This window comes from Caballeronia sp. HLA56 (genome assembly GCF_054655155.1).
This window is the reverse complement of record NZ_BAAHOB010000001.1, coordinates 1,038,318-1,058,508: the sequence shown is the minus strand read 5'-3', so window position 1 is coordinate 1,058,508 and position 20,191 is coordinate 1,038,318. Positions and strand designations below refer to the sequence as shown.

The window sequence follows — 20,191 nt, the reverse complement described above, 5'->3', positions numbered from 1 at the left end:
GAATACGTTTGCTCTGAGCTCGTCCGGAAATGCGCTCGCTCATGAACACGAAGCGCGATCCGGCGTGCATGTCGAAGGACTCACGGTGCGCTTCGGCGCGCGCACCGTGCTCGATCAACTATCGCTGCACATCGAACGTGGCGAGTTCCTGACGGTACTCGGCAGAAGCGGCTGCGGCAAGACCACGCTGTTGCGCTTCATCGCCGGATTCATTCAGCCCGATGCCTTCGCGGGCGCGCTTTTTATCGCGGGCCGCGAACTCACGCATGTGCCGCCGCATCAACGTAATCTCGGCTTGCTGTTCCAGAGCTATGCGCTCTTTCCGCATCTTTCCGTATTCGATAACGTCGCCTTCGGCCTGCGCGCGCGCAAGCTGAAGACGGGCGAAATCGCGCGCCGCGTCGCCGATGCGCTCAAACTCGTGCAACTCGCCGATGCCGGCCACGTCATGCCCGCGCAGCTCTCGGGCGGTATGCAGCAGCGTGTGGCGCTTGCCCGCGCGCTCGTCATCGAGCCGGATGTGCTCTTGCTCGACGAACCGCTTTCGGCGCTCGATGCCAACCTCCGCGCGTCCGTGCGCAGCGAGCTGAAGGCGTTGCACGAGCGCTTGCCGAATCTGACTATCGTTTGTGTGACGCACGATCAGGACGATGCGCTCGTGCTGTCCGACCGCACGCTTCTTATGCGCGATGGCCGTATCGCGCAACTCGGTTCGCCGCGCGAGTTGTACGACGCGCCGAACGACGGCTTCGTCGCGCGCTATCTCGGTGCCGCGAATCTGCTGCCGCCGCGCGTGGTGTATCCCGTCGGCGACGCGCGCCACGACGAACGCGAGCGGCTTGCGTGCATTCGGCCGGAGCGCTTCTCCATCGTGCCGCTCGGCGATGGGCCGTTGCACGGCACGATTGCATCGGTCGAATGGTATGGCGCGTCGCTCTCGATTTCCGTCGCGCTCGATGCGTGGCCCAACGAGCCCGTACTCGTTTCGACGCAGCGCGGCCACACGCGCATGCCGGAAAAGGGCGCGCGCGTTTCCCTGACCTTCGAGGCTGACGATGTCGTCCTTGTCCATCCCTGAAGAGGCCGCCGGGCGAGCGCAGGACGGCCAGGCGACAATCGCCGCGCGGCGCGGCAAGAAGGGGCAATGGCAGTTGTGGTTCATCCTCATGTTCGTGCTGGGGCCGCTCGTCGTCTATCCGCTCTCGCGCCTTGCCATGTTGAGCGTGACCGGGCCGCACGGCTTCACGCTGCACGCCTACACCGCGTTCTTCGGCAATCCGGAGACGCGCGGCGTGATCGGCACGACGCTCGGCATCCTCTTCGCAAGCGCAAGTCTCGCGTCATTGCTTGGCGTCGCGCTCGCGTCGATGCTGTTCTTTCGGCCGTTTCCCGGCGCGAAGCTCGTCACGCGTTTCCTCGAGTTGTTCGTGGCGTTCCCTTCGTTCCTCGTGGCATTCACGCTGATTTTTCTTTATGGCTCGCAGGGTTCGGTGAGCATCGGCTTGCAACGGCTTTTTTCGCTCGATACCCCGCCGCTCGATTTCCTCTTCGGCATCGGCGGCGTAATTCTCGCGGAGGTCGTGTTTTATGCGCCGTTCGTGGTGCGCCCGACGCTCGCTTCATACGCCATGCTCGACATGCGTCTCGTCGAGGCCGCAAAAAGTCTCGGCGCGGGCGGCTGGATGGTCGCAACCAAGGTCGTGTTGCCGCTTGCGTGGCCGGGAATCGCGGCGGGCACCATCTTGTGCTTCCTCCTGACGCTCAACGAGTTCGGCATTCTGCTCGTCTTGGGCAGCGCACATCTCATCACCTTGCCGATTGCCATTTACAGCGCGGCGACCGTCGATCTCGACTTGCCGACCGCAGCGGCGGGATCGGTCGTGATGTTGCTGATGTCGCTCTCGCTCTATGCGCTTTATCGACGCTTGCAAAGACGCTGACATGCAGCTTTCGACCTCGTTCAAACCTGGAAAGCCAGTCTCGCTGATGCGCGCGCTCGTTGCGTTCCTGGCTGCGCTCGTGTGCTTCTGGCTCTTCGTGTTGCCGGTGGTCGTGGTGGCGTTGTCGAGCGTTGCGTCGCACTGGTCGGGCACGATCTTCCCCGATGGCTTCAGCACGCGCTGGTTCGGGCGCCTCGGCTCCAGCGATTTCGACGCGCTGACGACAAGCCTTGGCGTCGGCTTCGGCGTCGCGATCCTCGGCACCGCGCTGGGATTGTGGCTTGCGTTGGCACTGGAGGGTCGTGACCGGCGCGGCCTGGGCGCATTCGTCGATGCCATTGCAATGATGCCGAACGGCGTACCGAGCGTGGTGTTGGGCCTTGCGGTACTGATTGCGTATCACAAGCGTCCGCTGGACCTGTCTGGCTCGGCGGCGATCGTCGTCATGGTGCAACTCGCGCTGGTCTTGCCATTTTGTTACCGCTGCGCGGCGGCTGCATTGCGACCGGAATTGACGACCTTGCGCGAGGCCGCCGCGAGCCTTGGCGCGCCGCCGCGCATGGTGTTGTGGCGCGTGGTGTTACCGCAACTCGTCCCGGCGATAAGGGCGAGCCTGGCGTTGGGATTCGCGCTATCGCTCGGCGAATTGGGCGCGACATTGACGGTGTATCCGCCGGGCTTCGCGACCGTGCCGATAGTCGTGGTGGGGCAAGTGAATCGAGGGTATTACTTGCCCGCATCGGCGCTATCGCTGATATTGCTGGCGGCGTCGCTGGCGGCGCTGTTGTTGATAGCGGTCCGCGCACCAAGACGAATCGATAGATGAAAACGCTACGGAAGCCGAAGCAAAGCCCAATGAAGAATTTGCCGGGCGCATCCAACGGCCGCGCGTCGCACTAAGCCGGAAGCACCAAGCGTTACACCGGTCAGACAATCCGCGAGACCAGCGGAGTCCCATGAGCGCCAGGAACGGCGATTGAATAAGTCCGACACTTAGGCGCGTGCCGGCGTAGAACTCGATCCTGACCACGCGCCCGATCAGCGGGCAGGATGAAGGCTGCTTTCCTCGGTGACTTTCATTGCAGCAACAAAAGAAGTTACTCGCGCCGGGGAGGCGGCTACTGAACCGGACTGCAAGAGGAGATAGCAAATTCCCCGTCGCAGGGGCGGCGGCGACTGATTGAAACCGCAGGCCAAGAAAGCAAATTCCCCGAACCGGCAAGATCAACCGCCCACGGAAAATCAGGCGTCAGCGACCCACCGCATGTCATACCAAAAAAAATAAAACTGGCGTAACCTGCACCTTCAGGCCACGACCGCAACCCGCGCGAACAGGGAGCCAGGCAAGCCGCAGGCCAAAAAAGCACTGAACTCCCACCACGCTTTCGCTGTCGTTGCATATGTTGCAAATACCGGAGGTTTCGATGACATCCGTCGATCTGGAATTCGACCAGCTCAACAGCAGTGTCGATGCGCTACGGCGCTCCATCTCGAATCGCCTGATGTACGGCGTCGGCAAGGACGCGGTTACCGCGCAGCCGCGCGACTGGCTCAATGCGGTGGAGCTCGCCGTGCGCGACCGCCTCGTCGCACGCTGGATGCGCACCACACGGCAACAATACGAACAGGACGTGAAGCGCGTCTATTACTTGTCGATGGAATTTCTCATCGGCAGAACCTTCACCAACGCGCTGCTTGCCCTCGGCATTCATGACGAAGTCCGCGAAGCGTTATCTGGCCTCGGCATCGATCTCGCCTCGCTCGAAGACCTCGAACCGGATGCCGCGCTTGGCAACGGCGGCCTTGGCCGGCTCGCAGCCTGTTTCCTCGATTCGATGGCAACGGTCGGCGTGCCCGGTTTCGGCTACGGCATTCGCTACGAGTACGGGATGTTCCGGCAGACCATCGTCGATGGCAATCAGGTCGAAATGCCCGATTACTGGCTGCGCGCGGGCAACCCGTGGGAGTTTCCGCGCCCCGAGGTGACGTACACGGTGCACTTCGGCGGGCGCACGGTGCAGCACGACGATCGTACCGACTGGATCGATACCGAGCACGTCAACGCGATGGCCTACGACACGGTCATTCCCGGCTACGCCACCACCGCGACGAATACGCTGCGCCTGTGGTCGGCGCGCGCCACCGACGAGTTCGATCTATCCGCGTTCAATCAGGGCGACTATCGGCGCGCGGTCGAAGCGAAGAACACGTCGGAGCACGTCTCGCGCTTGCTGTATCCGGATGACTCGACGCAAGCCGGCCGCGAATTGCGTCTGCGTCAAGAATACTTCTTCGTCTCCGCGACGATGCAGGATCTGATCCGCCGCTATCAGCGCACGCATACGCATTTCGGGCGTCTCGCGGAAAAGGTCGCGGTGCATCTGAACGACACGCACCCCGTGCTCGCCATCCCCGAACTCATGCGCCTGCTCGTGGATCGTCACGGCGTGCCGTGGGACAAGGCGTGGAAGCTGATTCAGCAGATGTTCTCCTACACGAATCACACGTTGATGCCCGAAGCGCTCGAAACGTGGGATGTCGAAATGTTGTCGCGTCTGTTGCCGCGGCATCTGGAGATCATCTTCGAGATCAACGCGCAGTTCCTGAAGCAAGTGACCGAGAAGTTCGGCCGCGACGTGGAACTGATCCGCCGCATTTCGCTCGTCGATGAATACGGCCAGCGGCGCGTGCGGATGGCGCATCTGGCGATCGTCGCGAGTCACAAGGTGAATGGCGTCTCGAAGCTGCATTCGCAACTGATGACGCAGAACATTTTCGCCGACTTCGCGCGCATGTACCCGGAGCGCTTCACCAATGTGACGAACGGCATTACGCCGCGTCGCTGGCTCGCGCAAGCGAGTCCGTCGCTGTCATCGCTCATCGACAAGCGGCTTGGACCGCGCTGGCGCAGCGACTTGTTCGAACTCGGCCGGCTGCGCGAATGGCGCGACGACCCCGAGTTCCAGAAGGCGTTTCAGGACGCGAAGTTCGCGAACAAGCTGCGCCTCGTCGAGCGCGCCAAACGCGAAGCCAACGCGATCATCAATCCCGAAGCGCTGTTCGACTTGCAGGTGAAGCGCATCCACGAATACAAGCGGCAGTTGCTCAACATCTTGTATACGATCGTGCGCTACAACCGTATTCGCGAGAATCCCGAGCAGGACTGGACGCCGCGTGTGGTCATGTTCGCGGGCAAGGCGGCTTCGGCCTACAAGATGGCGAAGAGCATCATCAAGCTCATCAACGACGTCGCGAAGAAGATCAACGCGGACCCGCTCGTCGGCGACAGGCTCAAGGTAGGCTTCGTCCCGAACTACGGCGTGAGCGTGGCGGAGCTCATCATTCCCGCCGCGAACTTATCGCAGCAGATTTCGATGGCCGGCACCGAGGCATCGGGCACCGGCAACATGAAGCTTGCGTTGAACGGCGCGCTGACCATCGGCACGCTGGATGGCGCCAACATCGAAATTTGCGACGCGGTGGGCCGCGAAAACATCTTCATCTTCGGCAACACGACCGACGAGATCGAAACGCTGCGGGCGGCGGGCTACAGGCCACGGCAAATCTACGAGGACAATCCGGAGCTCAAGGTGGCGCTGGACCAGATTCGCCTCGGACACTTCTCGCCGGAAGAGCCGCACCGTTTCTACGACATCTTTCATACGCTCGTGGATTGGGGCGATCACTACATGGTGCTCGCGGACTTCGACAGCTTCGACAAGACGCAAACCGAGGTCGATCTCAAGTACCGAGACAAGGAAGCGTGGACGAAGAGCGCGATCGAGAACGTCGCCGGAATGGGGATATTCTCATCAGACCGGACCATCGCGGAATATGCCCGCGATATCTGGCACGTCGAGCCGCTGAATCTGACTTGACGATGGCTTGAACTGAAGTAAGTGCCGCGCGCGGGTACGTCCCGCGCGTGTTCTTTAGTAGCGGCGTCAGGCTTGCGGCTTTGCGGCCGCTGTCTGCGCATGTTTCGCGACCGCGTCGCCGACCAGCGCGGCCACGCGATCCGCAAATTCCTCGTCTTTCGTGATGATGACTTCGCGCTCGCCTTCGGGCGTTGCGACCATCAATTGATAGATCACGTCCTGCGTGATCCACGACAGATAGCCGACCACGGCCACCATGATGCCGAGTACGAGCGCCGGCCCCGAACCCGTTGCGATGCCCACGCCGATTCCCGCGAGCCCGATCAGCGCAAGGATGATCGGCAGCGGCTTCTTGCGCGATATCTTCACGACCCGCGCGGCGCGCAGATCGCGCAGCGGAATCAACTGGCCCGAGGCCGACAGGCCGACGCGCGAGAGCGTGACGCCGCGTTCGTTGAACGGTGTATCCATATGCAATTGAGATCGAAAATTGACGGCAGCTAAACCGGGCAGATTACCAGACCGCGCGCCGCGATGACACGCATCGCATTGACGAAACGCATGTGGACGCTTGCGTATCGGATATTTCCGATATATGATTCGTTTTAAGACGATGCGGCGAAGCTTCCGCCGTCGGACGAACGAGCAACGAAATGGACATCGACGCAATTCACAAGGCCCTTGCCAACCCGCTTCGCCGCGAGATTCTCGAGTGGCTGAAGACGCCGGAGCTGCACTTTCCCGAACAGGAATTGCCGCACCTGCATGGCGTGTGCGCGGGGCAAATCGATGGGCGCTGCGGCATGTCGCAGTCCACCGTTTCGGCGCATCTCTCGACCTTGCAAAAAGCCGGGCTCGTCACCACGAAGCGCGTGGGGCAATGGGTGTTCTTCAAGCGCGACGAAACGGTCATACAGGCGTTTCGCGATTCCATCGGGAATCTCTGAGCGCGGCAGCCCTTTCCACGGCGAACCTTCTTTACATTTCTTCAGGATACCTTACATCTATGCCGACTCTTTTCGATCCGCTCAAAGTAGGCGCGTTGACGCTCAAGAACCGCATCATCATGGCGCCGCTCACGCGGCAACGTGCAGGCGTGGAACGCGTGCCTAACGCGTTGATGGCGCAGTATTACGCCGACCGCGCATCGGCTGGTCTCATCTTGAGCGAAGCCACCTCGGTCACGCCGCAAGGCTTGGGCTACGCGGATACCCCCGGCATCTGGTCGGACGAACAAGTCGAAGGCTGGAAGCTCGTGACGCACGCCGTGCACGAAGCGGGCGGCAAGATCTTCCTGCAACTGTGGCACGTCGGCCGTATTTCGGACCCTATCTTCCTGAACGGCGAACTGCCGGTTGCGCCGAGCGCGATTGCAGCAAGCGGACACGTGAGCCTCGTGCGTCCGCAGCGTCCGTTCGTGACGCCGCGCGCACTGGAACTCGATGAAATCGAAGGCGTGGTCGCGGCTTATCGCAAGGGCGCGGAAAACGCGAAGCGCGCGGGCTTCGACGGCGTGGAAGTGCATGGCGCGAACGGCTACCTGCTCGACCAGTTCCTGCAGGACAGCACCAACAAGCGTACCGACGAATACGGCGGCGCAATCGAAAACCGCGCGCGTCTCATGCTCGAAGTGGTCGATCAATGTATCGACGTATGGGGCGCGGATCGCGTGGGCGTGCATCTGGCGCCGCGCGCCGATTCGCACAGCATGGGCGACAGCGACCGCGCCGCGACCTTCGGTTACGTCGCACGCGAACTCGGCAAGCGCAACGTGGCGTTCATCGCCGCGCGCGAGTCGGAAGGCGCCGACAGTCTCGGGCCGCAACTGAAGAAGGCGTTTGGCGGCGTGTACATCGCCAACGAAGGCTTCACCAAGCAAAGCGCGGAAGCGGCAATCGAGCGCGGCGACGCCGATGCGGTCGCGTGGGGCAAGCCGTTCATCGCGAATGCGGATCTCGTGCGACGCTTCGAACTCGACGCGCCGCTCAACGCGCCGGACACCTCGACGTTCTATTCAGCAGGCGCGACGGGCTATACGGATTATCCGTTGCTCGAAACCACCGAGTAAGTTGCAACGCGTCGGACAGAACGCAGCAAGCATTTCGGTTCCATGGAAACAGCGGCTTCGGCCGCTGTTTTTTTTCGTCTGCGCGATCGGCCGGGGACGGTTCGAATCGACTCGTGCAACGGCCGCAACGAGCAGGAGGGGCCTCCGAAACTATCGTTTTTTAGTTCAACTGCGTGGCGAAAATAGTGTATTGCTAGGCATCAGACAGCCGTGTTGAAGCCTCTTTTTTCGCCGTGACGCATGCGCCAATTCTCTGTGCGTCATCCGTTTGCAGATCGCGATTCGTGCCCATGAACCGTTCGATGCAACTCGATTTTCTCTCGCAAGCACTCGCCCGTATTGCGGCAACGGGGAGCGCATCGTTGCAGGTCATTCGTTTTCCTTCATTCCTTCCTTGCCCAAGAAGCATGTAACGGTCGCGGGGCTGATCCCCGAGAGGAGTGCACATGTCCTGGTTCACAGCAACGCTGCACAGCTATCCCGAGATAGCCATCTTTCTTTCGCTGGGTATCGGTTATTGGTTCGGCGGCAAGAGCTTCAAGGGCTTCAGCCTCGGCGCGGTAACGTCTACCTTGCTGGCCGCCATCGCGATCGGGCAGCTCGGCATCACCATTTCGCCGAACGTCAAATCCGTCTTCTTCCTGATGTTCCTGTTCGCGGTCGGTTACGGCGTGGGTCCGCAGTTCGTGCGCGGCATCGCCAAGGACGGCTTGCCGCAGGCCATCTTCTCCGTCATTCAGTCCGTGCTGTGCCTCGCCTTTCCGTATCTTGCGGCGAAACTGGCCGGATACGACGTCGGTTCGGCGGCGGGACTTTTCGCGGGATCGCAGACCATCTCCGCTTCGATGGGCCTCGCTACCGACGCCATCAACCGGCTCGGCCTGGCGCCGAACGACGCCAAGGTGTTGCTCGACGCGATGCCGACCGCCTACGCCGTCACGTACATCTACGGCACGATCGGTTCGGCGATGATCCTCGCGCTGCTCGGGCCGAAGCTGCTCAACATCGACCTCGTGGCAGCCTGCCAGCAGTACGAGAAAGAGATGGGCGGCAGCGGCGAATTGGGCGGCGCGGGCAGCGGCTGGCATCAGTTCGCGCTTCGCGCGTATCGCATTGGCGAAGAGGGGCGTGTGGTCGGCATGAAGGTCGGCGAAGCGGAGGCGCTCGAACCTGCAGGCGTGCGGCTTTTCATCGAACGAATCCGGCGTGGCGGGACGATTCAAGAAGCCAAGGTCGACGACGTCCTGCTAGCGGGCGATGTCGTCGCCGTCGTCGGACGACGCGAGCATCTCGTGAATCTGCTGGGCGGCGTGGCAACCGAAGTGGACGATGCCGAACTGCTCGCCGTGCCGGTGGAAGGCGTCGATGTCTACGTGACGAGCAAGGCCGTCGACGGCAAGACGCTGGAGGAACTCTCGCAGTTGCCCGGCGCGCGCGGCGTGTTCCTGCGCAAGATCAAGCGCGGCGCGACCGAAACGGCCATCCCCGTGTTGCCGAGCACCAAGCTGCATCGTGGCGACACCATCACGCTCGTCGGCCGCACGCAGGACACGTCGGCCGTGGCGAAAGCGGTCGGCGTGATCGACCGTCCGACCGATGCCGCCGACATGGCCTTCGTCGGCCTCGCGATCACGCTGGGCGCGCTGATCGGCGCAGTCGTGATCCGCTTCGGCGCGATTCCCATCACCTTGTCCACGGCGGGCGGCGCGCTGATCGCGGGCATCGTGTTCGGCTGGCTGCGCGCGATCCATCCGACCTTCGGCCGCATTCCGGGGCCCACCATCTCGTTCATGAATTCGGTCGGGCTTAATGTGTTCATCGCGGTGGTCGGCATCTCGGCGGGACCGGGCTTCGTCGCGGGTCTGCAGAAGCTCGGCGTGAGCCTCTTTCTGTGGGGCATCTTCGCGTCGTCGGTGCCGCTCATCATCGGCATGTATATCGCCAAGTACGTGTTCAAGTTTCACCCGGCGCTGTTGCTCGGCATCTGCGCGGGCGCGCGCACGACCACGGCGGCGCTCGGCATGCTTTGCGATGCCGCGAAGAGCCAGGTGCCGGGTCTTGGTTATACGGTGACTTATGCCGTCGGCAATACGCTGCTCACGATCTGGGGCATGGTGATCGTGATGTTGCTGACATGATGCCCGAGCCTTTCGTGCTTCCGTTGTTCAACTCTACGTATCTTTTGCCAGTGGGGGTGTCGGATGTCCAAATCCTCTAAGTCGGGTTCCGACGATCAGGCCGCAATGGCGGCGCTCAGTCCGTTCGAACTAAAGGACGAACTCATCAAGGCGGCCGGCGGCGGCGCGGTCGAGCGTCCCGCCAATTTGTCGATGCTCAACGCGGGTCGCGGCAATCCGAACTTTCTCGCGACGATTCCGCGTCACGGTTTCTGGCAACTGGGCCTCTTCGCCATGCGCGAATCCGAGCGCTCGTTCGCCTATATGCCCGAAGGCGTGGGTGGCTTTCCGAAGCACGAAGGCCTTGAAGAACGCTTCGAGATCTTCGCGCGCGACCACAAGGGAACGCCCGGCATCAGCTTTCTGGTGGGCGCGGTGTCTTACGTGCGCGACCAGCTTGGACTGAACGCAGCCGACTTTCTCTACGAGATGTGCGAAGGCATTCTCGCTTCGAACTATCCCGTGCCCGACCGCATGCTGAAACTGTCGGAGGTCATCGTCGGGCAATATCTGCGGCGCGAGATGATTGGCAAGCACCCGTTCGTCGGCGACTTCGACATCTTCGCGGTCGAAGGCGGCACGGCGGCGATGACCTATATCTTCAACACGATGCGCGAGAACTTCCTGATCAAGGAAGGCGACACGATCGCGCTCGGCACGCCGATCTTCACGCCGTACATCGAGATCCCGCGCCTGAACGATTACAAGCTCAACGTCGTGAATCTCGAGGCCACGGTTGAAAACGGCTGGCAATACTCGAAGCAGGAACTCGACAAGCTGCGCGACCCGAAGGTGAAGGCGTTCTTCCTCGTCAATCCGAGCAATCCGCCATCGGTAAAGATGGATGCCGAGAGTCTCGAATATATCGCGGAGATCGTTAAGGAACGGCCGGACCTGATTCTCCTGACCGACGATGTCTACGGCACCTTTGCGGACGACTTCGTCTCGCTCTTTGCGCTGTGTCCGAAGAACACGATCCTCGTATATTCCTATTCGAAATATTTTGGCGCGACGGGTTGGCGGCTCGGGACCATCGCGACGCATCGGCATAATATTTTCGACGATCAGCTCGCCGCGCTGCCGAAAGACCAGCGAGCCATCCTGTATGAACGCTACGAATCCATTACGACGGAGCCGGACAAGCTGAAGTTCATCGACCGACTGGTCGCCGACAGCCGCACGGTCGCGCTGAATCACACGGCGGGGCTATCCACGCCGCAGCAAGTTCAGATGGTGCTGTTCTCGCTCTTCTCGCTGATGGACACGCCCGACGCCTACAAGAGCGCGCTCAAACGGTTGATTCGCAATCGCAAACGCGCGTTGTATCGGGAAATCGGCATCGCGCTCGAAGACGAGGACGAAAATCAGGTCGATTACTACGCGATCCTCGACCTCGAATACATGGGCGAGAAGTCGCACGGCCGCGAGTTCGTCGATTGGGTGCTCAAGAACACCAAGCCTTCGGACTTGCTCTTCCAGCTGGCGAGGGAAGCGCGCGTCGTGTTGCTGCCAGGACGCGGCTTCGGCACGCAGCATCCTTCGGGACGCGTGTCGCTTGCGAATCTCAACGAGAGCGACTACATGCAGATTGGCCGCGCCATCCGCAAGCTGATGGACTCGTATGTCGAGCGCTTCAACAAGGAGACGGGCAAGAAGAGCAAGTAAGCGCACGCATGATGCGACAAGGGCCGCTCGTTCGACCGAGCGGCCCTTTTTTGCGCCTTGTTTTACCGTAACGGGCAGCGCTTAGAACTTGTGACGCACGCCCAGGCGGAACGCGAGCTGGTTGTTCGAACCCGTGCCCGACGTACCGAAGTAGCTCGTCGACGAACCGATATGCGCCTGATTCTCGACGCCGCGATTCGAACCCGAAGCACGCTGATAGATGCCGAGCGCGTACACGTCCGTGCGCTTGCTCAACGCGTAGTCGAAGCTCGCATCGATCTGATGCCAGTGACCTTCCACGCCATCGGTCACGTCCATGTAGGTGTAGCCGAGCGCCGCCGTGATCGCGGACGTGAAGGCGTACTTGCCGCCGATGTCGAACGCATTGAGCTTCGAGCTCGCGCCGGTGATCGGTTCGAAGCGCGTGTTGGTCCAGAGGCCGAACACGGTCGCGGCGCCGAATGCATAGTTCGCGCCGATGCCGAACGTGCGCAGGTCCTTCGTGCCGCCAGTCGCGAGGTTCGCGAGCGCCGTGCTGAACGCGGGCGTCGCCGCGCCCGGATAGTGGATGTCGGTATAAGCCGCGCCCACGCCGACCGGACCGGCCTTGTAGTTCACACCGAAGCTGTAGGCACGCGACGAACCGGCGGTGGTCACGCCGCCCGCGGTCGTCGTCGGTGTGCCCGCAAAGGCGCCTGCCTGATTCGAGAAGCCGTACATCGCGCCGAACGTCACGCCATAAAAGCTCGCGCTGCTGAACTTGACCGAGTTGTTGATGCGGCTCGACGTGAGTTGATCGACGTCGTTGATGTGATAGCCATAGTTGCCCGCGACCGTCTGGCCGCCGATGGAGTAGGCGGAGCCGAGGTAATCGGTCGAGAACGTGTACTGACGGCCGAGCGTGACCGAGCCAATGTCGTTCTTCGCGAGACCGACATACGCCTGGCGGCCGAATTCCGCGCCGCCCTGGCCGAGCGCGCCGGTGCCGCTGTTGAAGCCGTTTTCCAACGTGAAGATCGCCTTCAGGCCGCCACCGAGGTCTTCGGCGCCTTTCAGGCCCCATCGGCTGCCCTGGGCCACGCCGTCGTCGTACTTGAAGTTGTGATCGCTGCCGCCAGTGACGGCGCTGTGGTTCACGTAGCTGACGCCTGCGTCGATGATGCCGTACAGCGTGACGCTGCTCTGCGCATGAGCGGAAGTGGCGAAGGCGAAGGCGGCGAGGGCGGCGGTTGCCAGAAGGTTCTTCTTCAAAACGTGCTCCGGGATGAGTTCGCGGGTGTGGTGTGTGATCGTGCGTGTTCGTCGATGTCGCGCTGCGTTCTGCTTACGCTCGGCGCAACGGGCGCAAATGTAGCGGCCGCTGACTAAAGAAATATGACAGCGCTTTCGGATGGCTTGCGGTGTGTCGCGGCTGCAACAGCGCTAGCGCGGCGACGGCGTTTCATGCGTGCGTCCGCTTGCGCGAGACGCGCGGTATCCTCGCGACTCCGCCCCATGACGGCCAAGCGAGAAACAAAATGGACGAACACGGAATCCGCGAACTGGAAGAACGCCTGAAGCAGGCGATGATGGCGTCGGACGTGACTGCGCTTGACGCGCTCCTGGCCGACGACCTGACTTTCGTCGATGCCACCGGAAAGATATGGAGCAAGGCCGATGACCTGAACGGGCATCGGCATGGCATGCAGCGCATCGACAAGCTGGAGGTGGTGGAGCAGAGCGTGCGCGTGTACGGCGCGTTTGCCGTGACCGTCACGCGCGTCGCGCTTGCCGGGACATTCGGCGGCGCGCCGTTCGCGGGCAGCTTGCGCTACACGCGAACGTGGGGCGAGACCGCGAACGGCTGGCGCATCGTCGCGGCGCAGTGCGGTCTCATTCCGTTCTGACGTTCAAGGCTCAGGCGGACAACAGCGACCCCGTGCGATAAGCCTTCGCTCCCGCGATGCGCGCCACTTCCAGCCCGGCGGTCGCAAAGCGCGTGATATGCCGCGCGTACAAAACGCCGGAGGTCGTGCACTTGAGCGTGGTGATGGTATCGGCGAGCGGGTCGATCACATCGGCGATGGCCGAGCCTGCCTCGATGAACGCGCCCACTTGCGCACGGAACACGAGAATGCCGCTTGCAGGCGCGACGATCGGCTCCGCGCCCGCGAGCGGCGTGGCCGGATACGCGAGCGGCGGCAGCGGCACTTGCGGCGCATCGATCACGCCGCGATGAATCAGATAATTGACGATGCCCTGCGCGTCCTTATCGCCGAGTTCATGCGAGACGTCGTGCTGGCTGCGCAACTCGACCGTCACCGAGATGCCGCCGTTCGGAATAGGGAAACGCTCGCCGAAACGCGTACGCAAGTCGGACCAGCAGAAGCTGTGGATTTCGTCGAACGGGTTGCCGACCGAATTCAGCGCGAGCAGGGACGCCTTTGCATCGAGATAGCGCGCGAGCGGTTCGACATCGGCCCAGATATCCGGGTTCGTGTAGAGATGCAGCGCGGCGTCGAGATCGCAGTGCAGGTCGAGCACGACATCGGCGTCGTACGAGAGCTTTTGCAGCGCTAGACGTTGCGATTCGAGTTCGGTGTGCGCCGTTTGCTCGTCGAGCGCTTCCTTCATCGCGGCGCGCACGGCGAGCAGGTTCGCCTGACTGTCGCCGGAAAGGCGCGCTTCGATGCGCGGCGCGATCAACGCGGCCAGATCGTGAAAATTTCGGTTGAAGTTGTGGCCGCTATTGGCTTCGAAACGGCCGAGCAGTTGGCCGTGCAAGATCTGATTCAGCCCGATGGGATTCGGCACCGGCACGATCACCACTTCGCCTTTGAGCTTGCCGTCGGCTTCGAAAGCGGCGAGCAGGCGGCGCAATTTCCACGCGGCGAGCATGCCGGGCAATTCGTCCGCGTGCAGCGAGGACTGAATGTAGATTTTCTGACCGCCGCCCGAACCGTAGTGATAACTCGTGATGGTGCGGGAAGTGCCGAGCGTCGGCGAAATGAGTTGATGAGTCTTGGTTTGCATGATGTGCGCGCGCATGCGAGTGCGCGGTCTTGTCTCGAATGATGTTTATGGCGGGCCAGCGTGCACGGGCGAGATTGCCGCGTGCCATGACGATGGCGTCTCCTGTCGACCGGAATGAGCGCTGATGGTGCTTGCCGCGCCCGGTTCCGGTTCCATGCGAGATTGCTGCCGTCGGCTTTGCCTCGGACGTTCGATCTTAGCCGAAATCCGCGCGGCGGCGCGTCGGGACGTTTGCGGAGTTGCGCGGAAGGCCAAAGCGGGCACGGAAGAGCGCACCGTTGCTGCGACAAAAGCAGACTCAGCAAAAGCGACCTGCCAGGCGCCAAAAACAAAGCGGGCTCCGCAAAAAAACGCGGAGCCCGCTTCGTAGCCCACTCGAGCGAAGGCCGGTGTGACCGGCGCTTCGCCCGAAGGCATGACTTAGCTGCCGTACACGTCGAAGTCGAAGTACTTCTTCTCGATCTTCTTGTACGTGCCGTCCTTGATGATGTCGGCAATTGCCTTGTCGACTTGCGTCTTGAGGTCGGTGTCTTCCTTGCGCATGCCGATGCCCGCGCCTTCGCCCAGCACCTTCTTGTCGACGATATCCTTGCCCGCGAAGTCATAGCCAGCACCGCGCGGCGTCTTCAGGAAGCCGATTTCCGCCTGCACGGCGTCTTGCAGGGCGGCGTCCAGACGGCCCGAAGTCAGATCGGCGTAGACCTGATCCTGATTCTGGTACGGCGTCACCGTCACGCCCTTCGGCGCCCAGTAGGTCTTGGCGTAGGTTTCCTGGATCGTGCCTTGTTCCACACCCACGGTCTTGCCCTTCAGGCTTTCGGCCGTCGGCAGGATGTTGCTGCCCTTCTTCGCCACGAGACGCGTCGGCGTGTTGAACAGCTTGCTCGAAAAGGCGATCTGCTCGGCGCGTTGCGGCGTCATGGACATCGACGAGAGCACGCCGTCGAACTTCTTCGCCTTGAGGGCGGGGATCATGCCGTCGAAATCGTTCTCCACCCATACGCACTTGGCCTTCAGGCGCGCGCAGATCTCGTTGCCGAGATCGATATCGAAACCGGTCAGCTTGCCATCCGAACCCTTCGATTCGAACGGGGGATAGCTTGCGTCGACGCCAAAGCGAATCGTCGAATAGTCCTTGGCGTGCGCGGTGACGGCGGTGAGCGACGTGGCGGCAAGGAGGGACATCGTCAGGGCCGCGATCAGTTTCTTCACTGTTATTACTCCAGATGGTGGTCGGTTCATCCCGGCAGGTCTCGTATCCGGGCATCCGGCGCCGTAATTGGCGACGCCGGACCTTTGGGTCTTCCGCGGATCGTGTCCGGGCAGAATCGGCAGAAGGGTACCAAGCCAAAATTGTCAGGCATCTAGTGAAAGCACCGATAGCGGCGATTTAGAACTTTCCTTCACATGATTTCGCAAGTGGTTTTGTCTGAATTCTACCGACTTCCTTGCTGATTACTTTCTCAATGCTTGCGAAGCGGATGGTCCTTGAGAAACCACGACAGCGCAAAAGCGATGCACGCGATGCAAGCCGCGACCAGATAAACCGTGTGCATGGAGCCGGCGAACGCGCTCAGATAATCGTCATGCAACGCGGCCGGCAGATTCGCTACCGCGAGCGGCCCGAGCGAACGCGGCATCTCCGTGCCGGCCGGAATCAGCGTTTCGAGCCGGCCGCGCAGGCTTCCCGAGAAAATCGCGCCGAAAGCGGCCACGCCGACCGAGCCGCCGATCGAGCGAAAGAGCGTCGCGCTGGAGGTGGCCACGCCGATCATCCGGAATTCGACCACGTTCTGCACCGCCAGCACGAGCACCTGCATCACCATGCCGAGCCCGAGGCCGAGCAGCAGCATGTAGCCGTACATGACCGGCAGCGGCGTGTCGAGGCGCAGCGTGGACAGCAGCACCATGGCGAGCGTGACGAGCCCCGTGCCCACGATCGGGAAAAACCGGTACTTCCCGATCTTGCTGATGACCCGGCCGCTCACGATGGAAGAAAGCAGCACGCCGGCCATCATGGGCGTGATCTGCAAACCGGCCTGCGACGGCGTGGAGCCCTTTACCACTTGCAAATAGAGCGGCAGGAACGTGACCGCGCCGAACAGCGCGCAGCCGACAATGAAACCGATCAGCCCGGCCAGCACGAAGGTGGGTTCCTTGAAGAGCGAGAGCGGCATGATGGGCTCGGCGGCGAGCCGTTCCTCGTAGACGAATCCGCCGATGCAGATCAACCCGAGCGCGAGCGTGCACCACAGTTGCGGTGAACTCCACGGCAAGAGCGCGCCGCCTTCGCTGGTGAACAGGATGATGCAGGTGAGCGCGGCGGCTAGAAAGCCCGCACCCATATAGTCCACGCGATGGTTCACGTGCGCCGTATGCGGCTTGAATACGGTCTGGATGACGGCGAGCGCGATCACGCCGAGCGGCACGTTGATGTAGAAAATCCAGCGCCACGACAGATGCTCGACTAGAAAGCCGCCAAGCAGCGGCCCGACGACCGTGGCAAGGCCATACACACCGCCGAAAAGCCCCTGAAAGCGACCGCGTTCGGCGGGTGGGATGACATCGGCGATGGCGGCCATGGTGACCACCATCAACCCGCCGCCGCCGAGCCCCTGCAACGCGCGCAGCGCGATCAATTGCGTCATGTTCTGCGCAACGCCGCAGAGGATAGATCCGGCAAGGAATATCAGGATGGATGCCTGAAGCACGACCTTGCGTCCGAACTGATCGCCGAATTTGCCGTAAAGCGGCACGACGATGGTCGAACTGAGCAGATAGGACGTGACGACCCACGACAAGCGTTCGAGTCCGCCGAGTTCGCCGACGATGGTCGGGAGCGCTGTCGACACGATGGTTTGATCGAGCGCACCGAGCAGCATGACGAGCAAAAGCGCCGTGAAGAGCAGGCCGAGCGGCGGTTTTGCGGCTTCGTCGACGCCTGCAGGAGCGGTTCGGTGTAAAGATGTCATATCGACCTGTACTTGCGTAGGGACGCCTTTGGCGTCGTGAAAAGCGCTTCAATCCGGTTCTCAGCGCTGCCCGCCGAAAACGGATTGAATTTAATTAACATGAAAGTTAATATAAACGATCATCGAAGGCTCGTCAAACCATCTCTATGTCAAACGATGTAATCGGAGCCGAGTTGCCCGGCGAATCAGGCGAGGTTCAACTGAAGAAAGCGGGGCGGCGGCCGGGCCGTCCGAGCGGCGGTCACAGCGCCGAGGCGCGGGCGCACTTGCTGGATACGGCGCTGATGTTGTTTGCGCGGCAGGGCATCGGCGAAACGACGCTCGGGGCGATTGCCCGCGAGGCCGGCGTAACGCCCGCAATGGTCCATTACTATTTCAAGACGCGCGAGCAGCTACTCGATGTGTTGATCGACGAACGCTTCGCGCCGTTGCGCTCGGAACTGGGGCGCGTATTCAACGATCCCTTGGCCGAGCCCGCCGACACCTTGCGCGCCTTCGTGGAGGCGCTGGTCGCGACGGTGGACAAGCATCCGTGGTTCGCGGCGCTGTGGGTACGCGAAGTCATCAGCGAAGGTGGCGTGCTGCGTCAGCGCATGGCAGAACGCTTCGGCGACGAGCGCAAGGATTTGGCGATCGAGCGCATCGCCGGATGGCAGAAAGCGGGCAAGGTAAATCCGGCGCTGGAGCCATCGCTCGTGTTCGTATCGTTGTTCGGACTTGCGGTGTTTCCGCTTGCGACATCACGCTGGCGCGGCCAGGGCGCAGGCGCGATCAGCAAGGAGCAGATCGCGCGGCATGCGGTGGCGTTGTTGATGGATGGGATTCGGGCTGACTGATCCGCCCCCCGCAGCTAAAATGCGGCCCTCGTCCCGCGCGCCGAAGACCACCCCCTCGCGCGGGACGCCACATCCGCAAAAGAACCGTCCGGTCGACAGGAGACATATCAATGGCAACTTCCCCCGCGGCGGGCGCACAGCGCACATCGGCCGCTGCGTCCGCGTCCGCGCCACCCGAAATCACCGCCGGGCTCATTTCCGCGCGTCTCGACCGGCTGCCGGCCACGCGCACCATCTGGACTTTCATCGCGCTCCTGAGTCTCGGCTTCTTCTTCGAGCTCTACGACTTGCTGTACTCCGGTTACGTCGCGCCAGGGCTGGTAAAGAGCGGCATCCTCACGCCAACGACAGCGAGTTTCTTCGGTTTCACAGGCGTGGCGAGCTTTATTGCGTCGCTGTTCGCGGGGCTGTTCATCGGCACGGTGGCGTGCGGTTTTCTCGCCGACCGTTTCGGCCGCCGCGCGATCTTCACGTATTCGCTGCTCTGGTACACCGTCGCGAATCTCATCATGGCGTTTCAGGACACCGCGACCGGCCTCAACTTCTGGCGCTTCATCGCCGGCGTGGGAATCGGCGTGGAACTGGTGACGATCGGCACGTATATCTCCGAACTCGCGCCGAAGCACATCCGTGGACGCGCTTTTGCCTGCGAGCAGGCAGTCGGTTTCATGGCGGTGCCGGGGGTCGCGTTCCTCGCTTATCTGCTGGTGCCGCGCGCGCCGTTCGGCTTCGACGGATGGCGCTGGGTCGTCGTGATCGGTGCGCATGGCGCGCTCTTCGTCTGGTGGATTCGCCGCACGCTGCCCGAAAGTCCGCGCTGGCTCGCGCAAAAGGGCCGCCTCGCCGAAGCGGATCGCGTAATGTCGGCGCTCGAAGCCAAGGTGGAACGCGAATACGGCCGGCCGTTGCCGCCGCCCGCCGCGCCCGAGCCGGTGCTCGACGCCGCGCAGGGCGCAGGCTCGTTCGCCGATATGTGGAAGCCGCCCTACGGCCGCCGCGCCACGATGATGATCATCTTCAACGTGTTCCAGACGGTCGGTTTCTACGGCTTCGCCAACTGGGTGCCGGCCTTGCTCGTGAAGCAGGGCGTCACGGTCACGTCGAGCCTCATGTATTCGAGCATCATCGCGATCGCGGCGCCCATCGGGCCGATCATCGGGCTCTTGATTGCCGACCGCATCGAGCGCAAGACGGCCATCGTCGCCATGGCGGGCGCGAATATCGTCTGCGGGCTGCTGTTCAGCCAGTCGTCGAACGCCATGTTCCTGATCGCGATGGGCGTCGGGCTCACGCTGTCGTCGAACATCATGTCGTACAGCTTCCACGCGTATCAGACCGAGTTGTTCCCGACCAGCATCCGCGCGCGCGCCGTCGGCTTCGTCTATTCGTGGAGCCGGTTTTCGGCGATTTTCACGTCATTCATCATCGCGGCCGTGCTCAAGGGTTTCGGGACGACCGGCGTGTTCGTGTTCATCGCGGGCGCCATGCTCGTCGTGATGGCGGCGATCGGCCTGATGGGACCGCGTACGCGCGACATGGCGCTCGAAAAAATCTCGCATTGACGTGAATTGAGCAGCGATTGCTGCGGATTGTCGGCCGGTATGCCAAAATCCGCAGAACGTACCCGATCGTCGCTCAATTTT

Annotated in this window: 16 protein-coding genes; 11 read left to right on the top strand and 5 right to left on the bottom strand. The window is 62.1% G+C overall.

All coding sequences use genetic code 11. The features are described from left to right. Positions 1-13 precede the first annotated feature (13 nt). From phnT to ACYQ47_RS04905, 4 genes are all read left to right on the top strand, one after another. A complete protein-coding gene (gene phnT / locus ACYQ47_RS04920) occupies positions 14-1,078 on the top strand; it encodes a 2-aminoethylphosphonate ABC transport system ATP-binding subunit PhnT (protein ID WP_459904834.1) in 1,065 nt (354 codons plus the stop codon). Next, on the top strand, positions 1,056-1,940 hold the full coding sequence (gene phnU / locus ACYQ47_RS04915; protein WP_459904635.1) for a 2-aminoethylphosphonate ABC transporter permease subunit: 885 nt from the start codon (positions 1,056-1,058) through the stop codon (positions 1,938-1,940). The genes phnT and phnU overlap by 23 nt, the downstream gene beginning before the upstream one ends. Before the next feature lie 46 nt (positions 1,941-1,986). Then, positions 1,987-2,766, top strand: coding sequence for a 2-aminoethylphosphonate ABC transport system, membrane component PhnV (gene phnV / locus ACYQ47_RS04910; RefSeq protein WP_244829685.1), 780 nt, complete (start codon positions 1,987-1,989; stop codon positions 2,764-2,766). Between the two features lie 598 nt (positions 2,767-3,364). Then, a complete protein-coding gene (locus ACYQ47_RS04905; protein ID WP_244829319.1) occupies positions 3,365-5,818 on the top strand; it encodes a glycogen/starch/alpha-glucan phosphorylase in 2,454 nt (817 codons plus the stop codon). Between the two features lie 66 nt (positions 5,819-5,884). Here ACYQ47_RS04905 and ACYQ47_RS04900 read toward each other — a convergent pair whose 3' ends face one another. Next, positions 5,885-6,289, bottom strand: coding sequence for a DUF6232 family protein (locus ACYQ47_RS04900; RefSeq protein WP_244829320.1), 405 nt, complete (start codon positions 6,287-6,289; stop codon positions 5,885-5,887). A gap of 182 nt (positions 6,290-6,471) precedes the next feature. Here ACYQ47_RS04900 and ACYQ47_RS04895 point away from each other — a divergent pair, with 182 nt between their 5' ends. The 4 genes from ACYQ47_RS04895 to ACYQ47_RS04880 all read left to right on the top strand — a co-directional run bounded on the left by ACYQ47_RS04895 (position 6,472) and on the right by ACYQ47_RS04880 (position 11,728). Next, positions 6,472-6,765, top strand: a complete 294-nt coding sequence (locus tag ACYQ47_RS04895) for an ArsR/SmtB family transcription factor (protein ID WP_244829321.1) — start codon at positions 6,472-6,474, stop codon at positions 6,763-6,765. A 59-nt stretch (positions 6,766-6,824) separates the two neighbouring features. Continuing rightward, positions 6,825-7,886 carry an alkene reductase gene (locus tag ACYQ47_RS04890; protein ID WP_244829322.1) on the top strand — a complete coding sequence of 354 codons (1,062 nt, stop codon included), beginning with the start codon at positions 6,825-6,827 and terminating at the stop codon, positions 7,884-7,886. Between the two features lie 446 nt (positions 7,887-8,332). Next, positions 8,333-10,024 (top strand): aspartate-alanine antiporter, encoded by a 1,692-nt coding sequence (gene aspT, locus ACYQ47_RS04885; RefSeq protein WP_459904634.1) that lies wholly within the window; start codon positions 8,333-8,335, stop codon positions 10,022-10,024. A gap of 63 nt (positions 10,025-10,087) precedes the next feature. Further along, on the top strand, positions 10,088-11,728 hold the full coding sequence (locus ACYQ47_RS04880) for a bifunctional aspartate transaminase/aspartate 4-decarboxylase (RefSeq protein ID WP_459904633.1): 1,641 nt from the start codon (positions 10,088-10,090) through the stop codon (positions 11,726-11,728). Between the two features lie 81 nt (positions 11,729-11,809). Here the strand turns inward: ACYQ47_RS04880 and ACYQ47_RS04875 are convergent, their stop codons facing one another. After that, the gene (locus tag ACYQ47_RS04875) at positions 11,810-12,979 is read right to left on the bottom strand and encodes a porin (protein ID WP_459904632.1); all 1,170 of its coding nucleotides are present in this window, start codon (positions 12,977-12,979) and stop codon (positions 11,810-11,812) included. Between the two features lie 266 nt (positions 12,980-13,245). On the opposite strand from ACYQ47_RS04875, the gene ACYQ47_RS04870 reads away from it, so the two are divergent. Further along, positions 13,246-13,614, top strand: coding sequence for a nuclear transport factor 2 family protein (locus ACYQ47_RS04870; RefSeq protein WP_244829326.1), 369 nt, complete (start codon positions 13,246-13,248; stop codon positions 13,612-13,614). A gap of 10 nt (positions 13,615-13,624) precedes the next feature. On the opposite strand, the gene ACYQ47_RS04865 is transcribed toward ACYQ47_RS04870, so the two are convergent. The 3 genes from ACYQ47_RS04865 to ACYQ47_RS04855 all read right to left on the bottom strand — a co-directional run bounded on the left by ACYQ47_RS04865 (position 13,625) and on the right by ACYQ47_RS04855 (position 17,712). Beyond that, on the bottom strand, positions 13,625-14,740 hold the full coding sequence (locus ACYQ47_RS04865; protein ID WP_250467383.1) for a succinylglutamate desuccinylase/aspartoacylase family protein: 1,116 nt from the start codon (positions 14,738-14,740) through the stop codon (positions 13,625-13,627). Between the two features lie 420 nt (positions 14,741-15,160). Continuing rightward, on the bottom strand, positions 15,161-15,952 hold the full coding sequence (locus ACYQ47_RS04860; protein WP_250467382.1) for an ABC transporter substrate-binding protein: 792 nt from the start codon (positions 15,950-15,952) through the stop codon (positions 15,161-15,163). 251 nt (positions 15,953-16,203) lie between these two features. Beyond that, entirely contained in the window at positions 16,204-17,712 is a 1,509-nt protein-coding gene (locus ACYQ47_RS04855) for an MDR family MFS transporter (RefSeq protein WP_459904630.1), read from the bottom strand. 173 nt (positions 17,713-17,885) lie between these two features. Here ACYQ47_RS04855 and ACYQ47_RS04850 point away from each other — a divergent pair, with 173 nt between their 5' ends. Continuing rightward, positions 17,886-18,548, top strand: a complete 663-nt coding sequence (locus tag ACYQ47_RS04850; protein ID WP_309848636.1) for a TetR/AcrR family transcriptional regulator — start codon at positions 17,886-17,888, stop codon at positions 18,546-18,548. Between the two features lie 110 nt (positions 18,549-18,658). After that, complete coding sequence (locus tag ACYQ47_RS04845) at positions 18,659-20,110, top strand: MFS transporter (protein WP_459904628.1); 1,452 nt, start codon at positions 18,659-18,661, stop codon at positions 20,108-20,110. Positions 20,111-20,191: the final 81 nt, after the last annotated feature.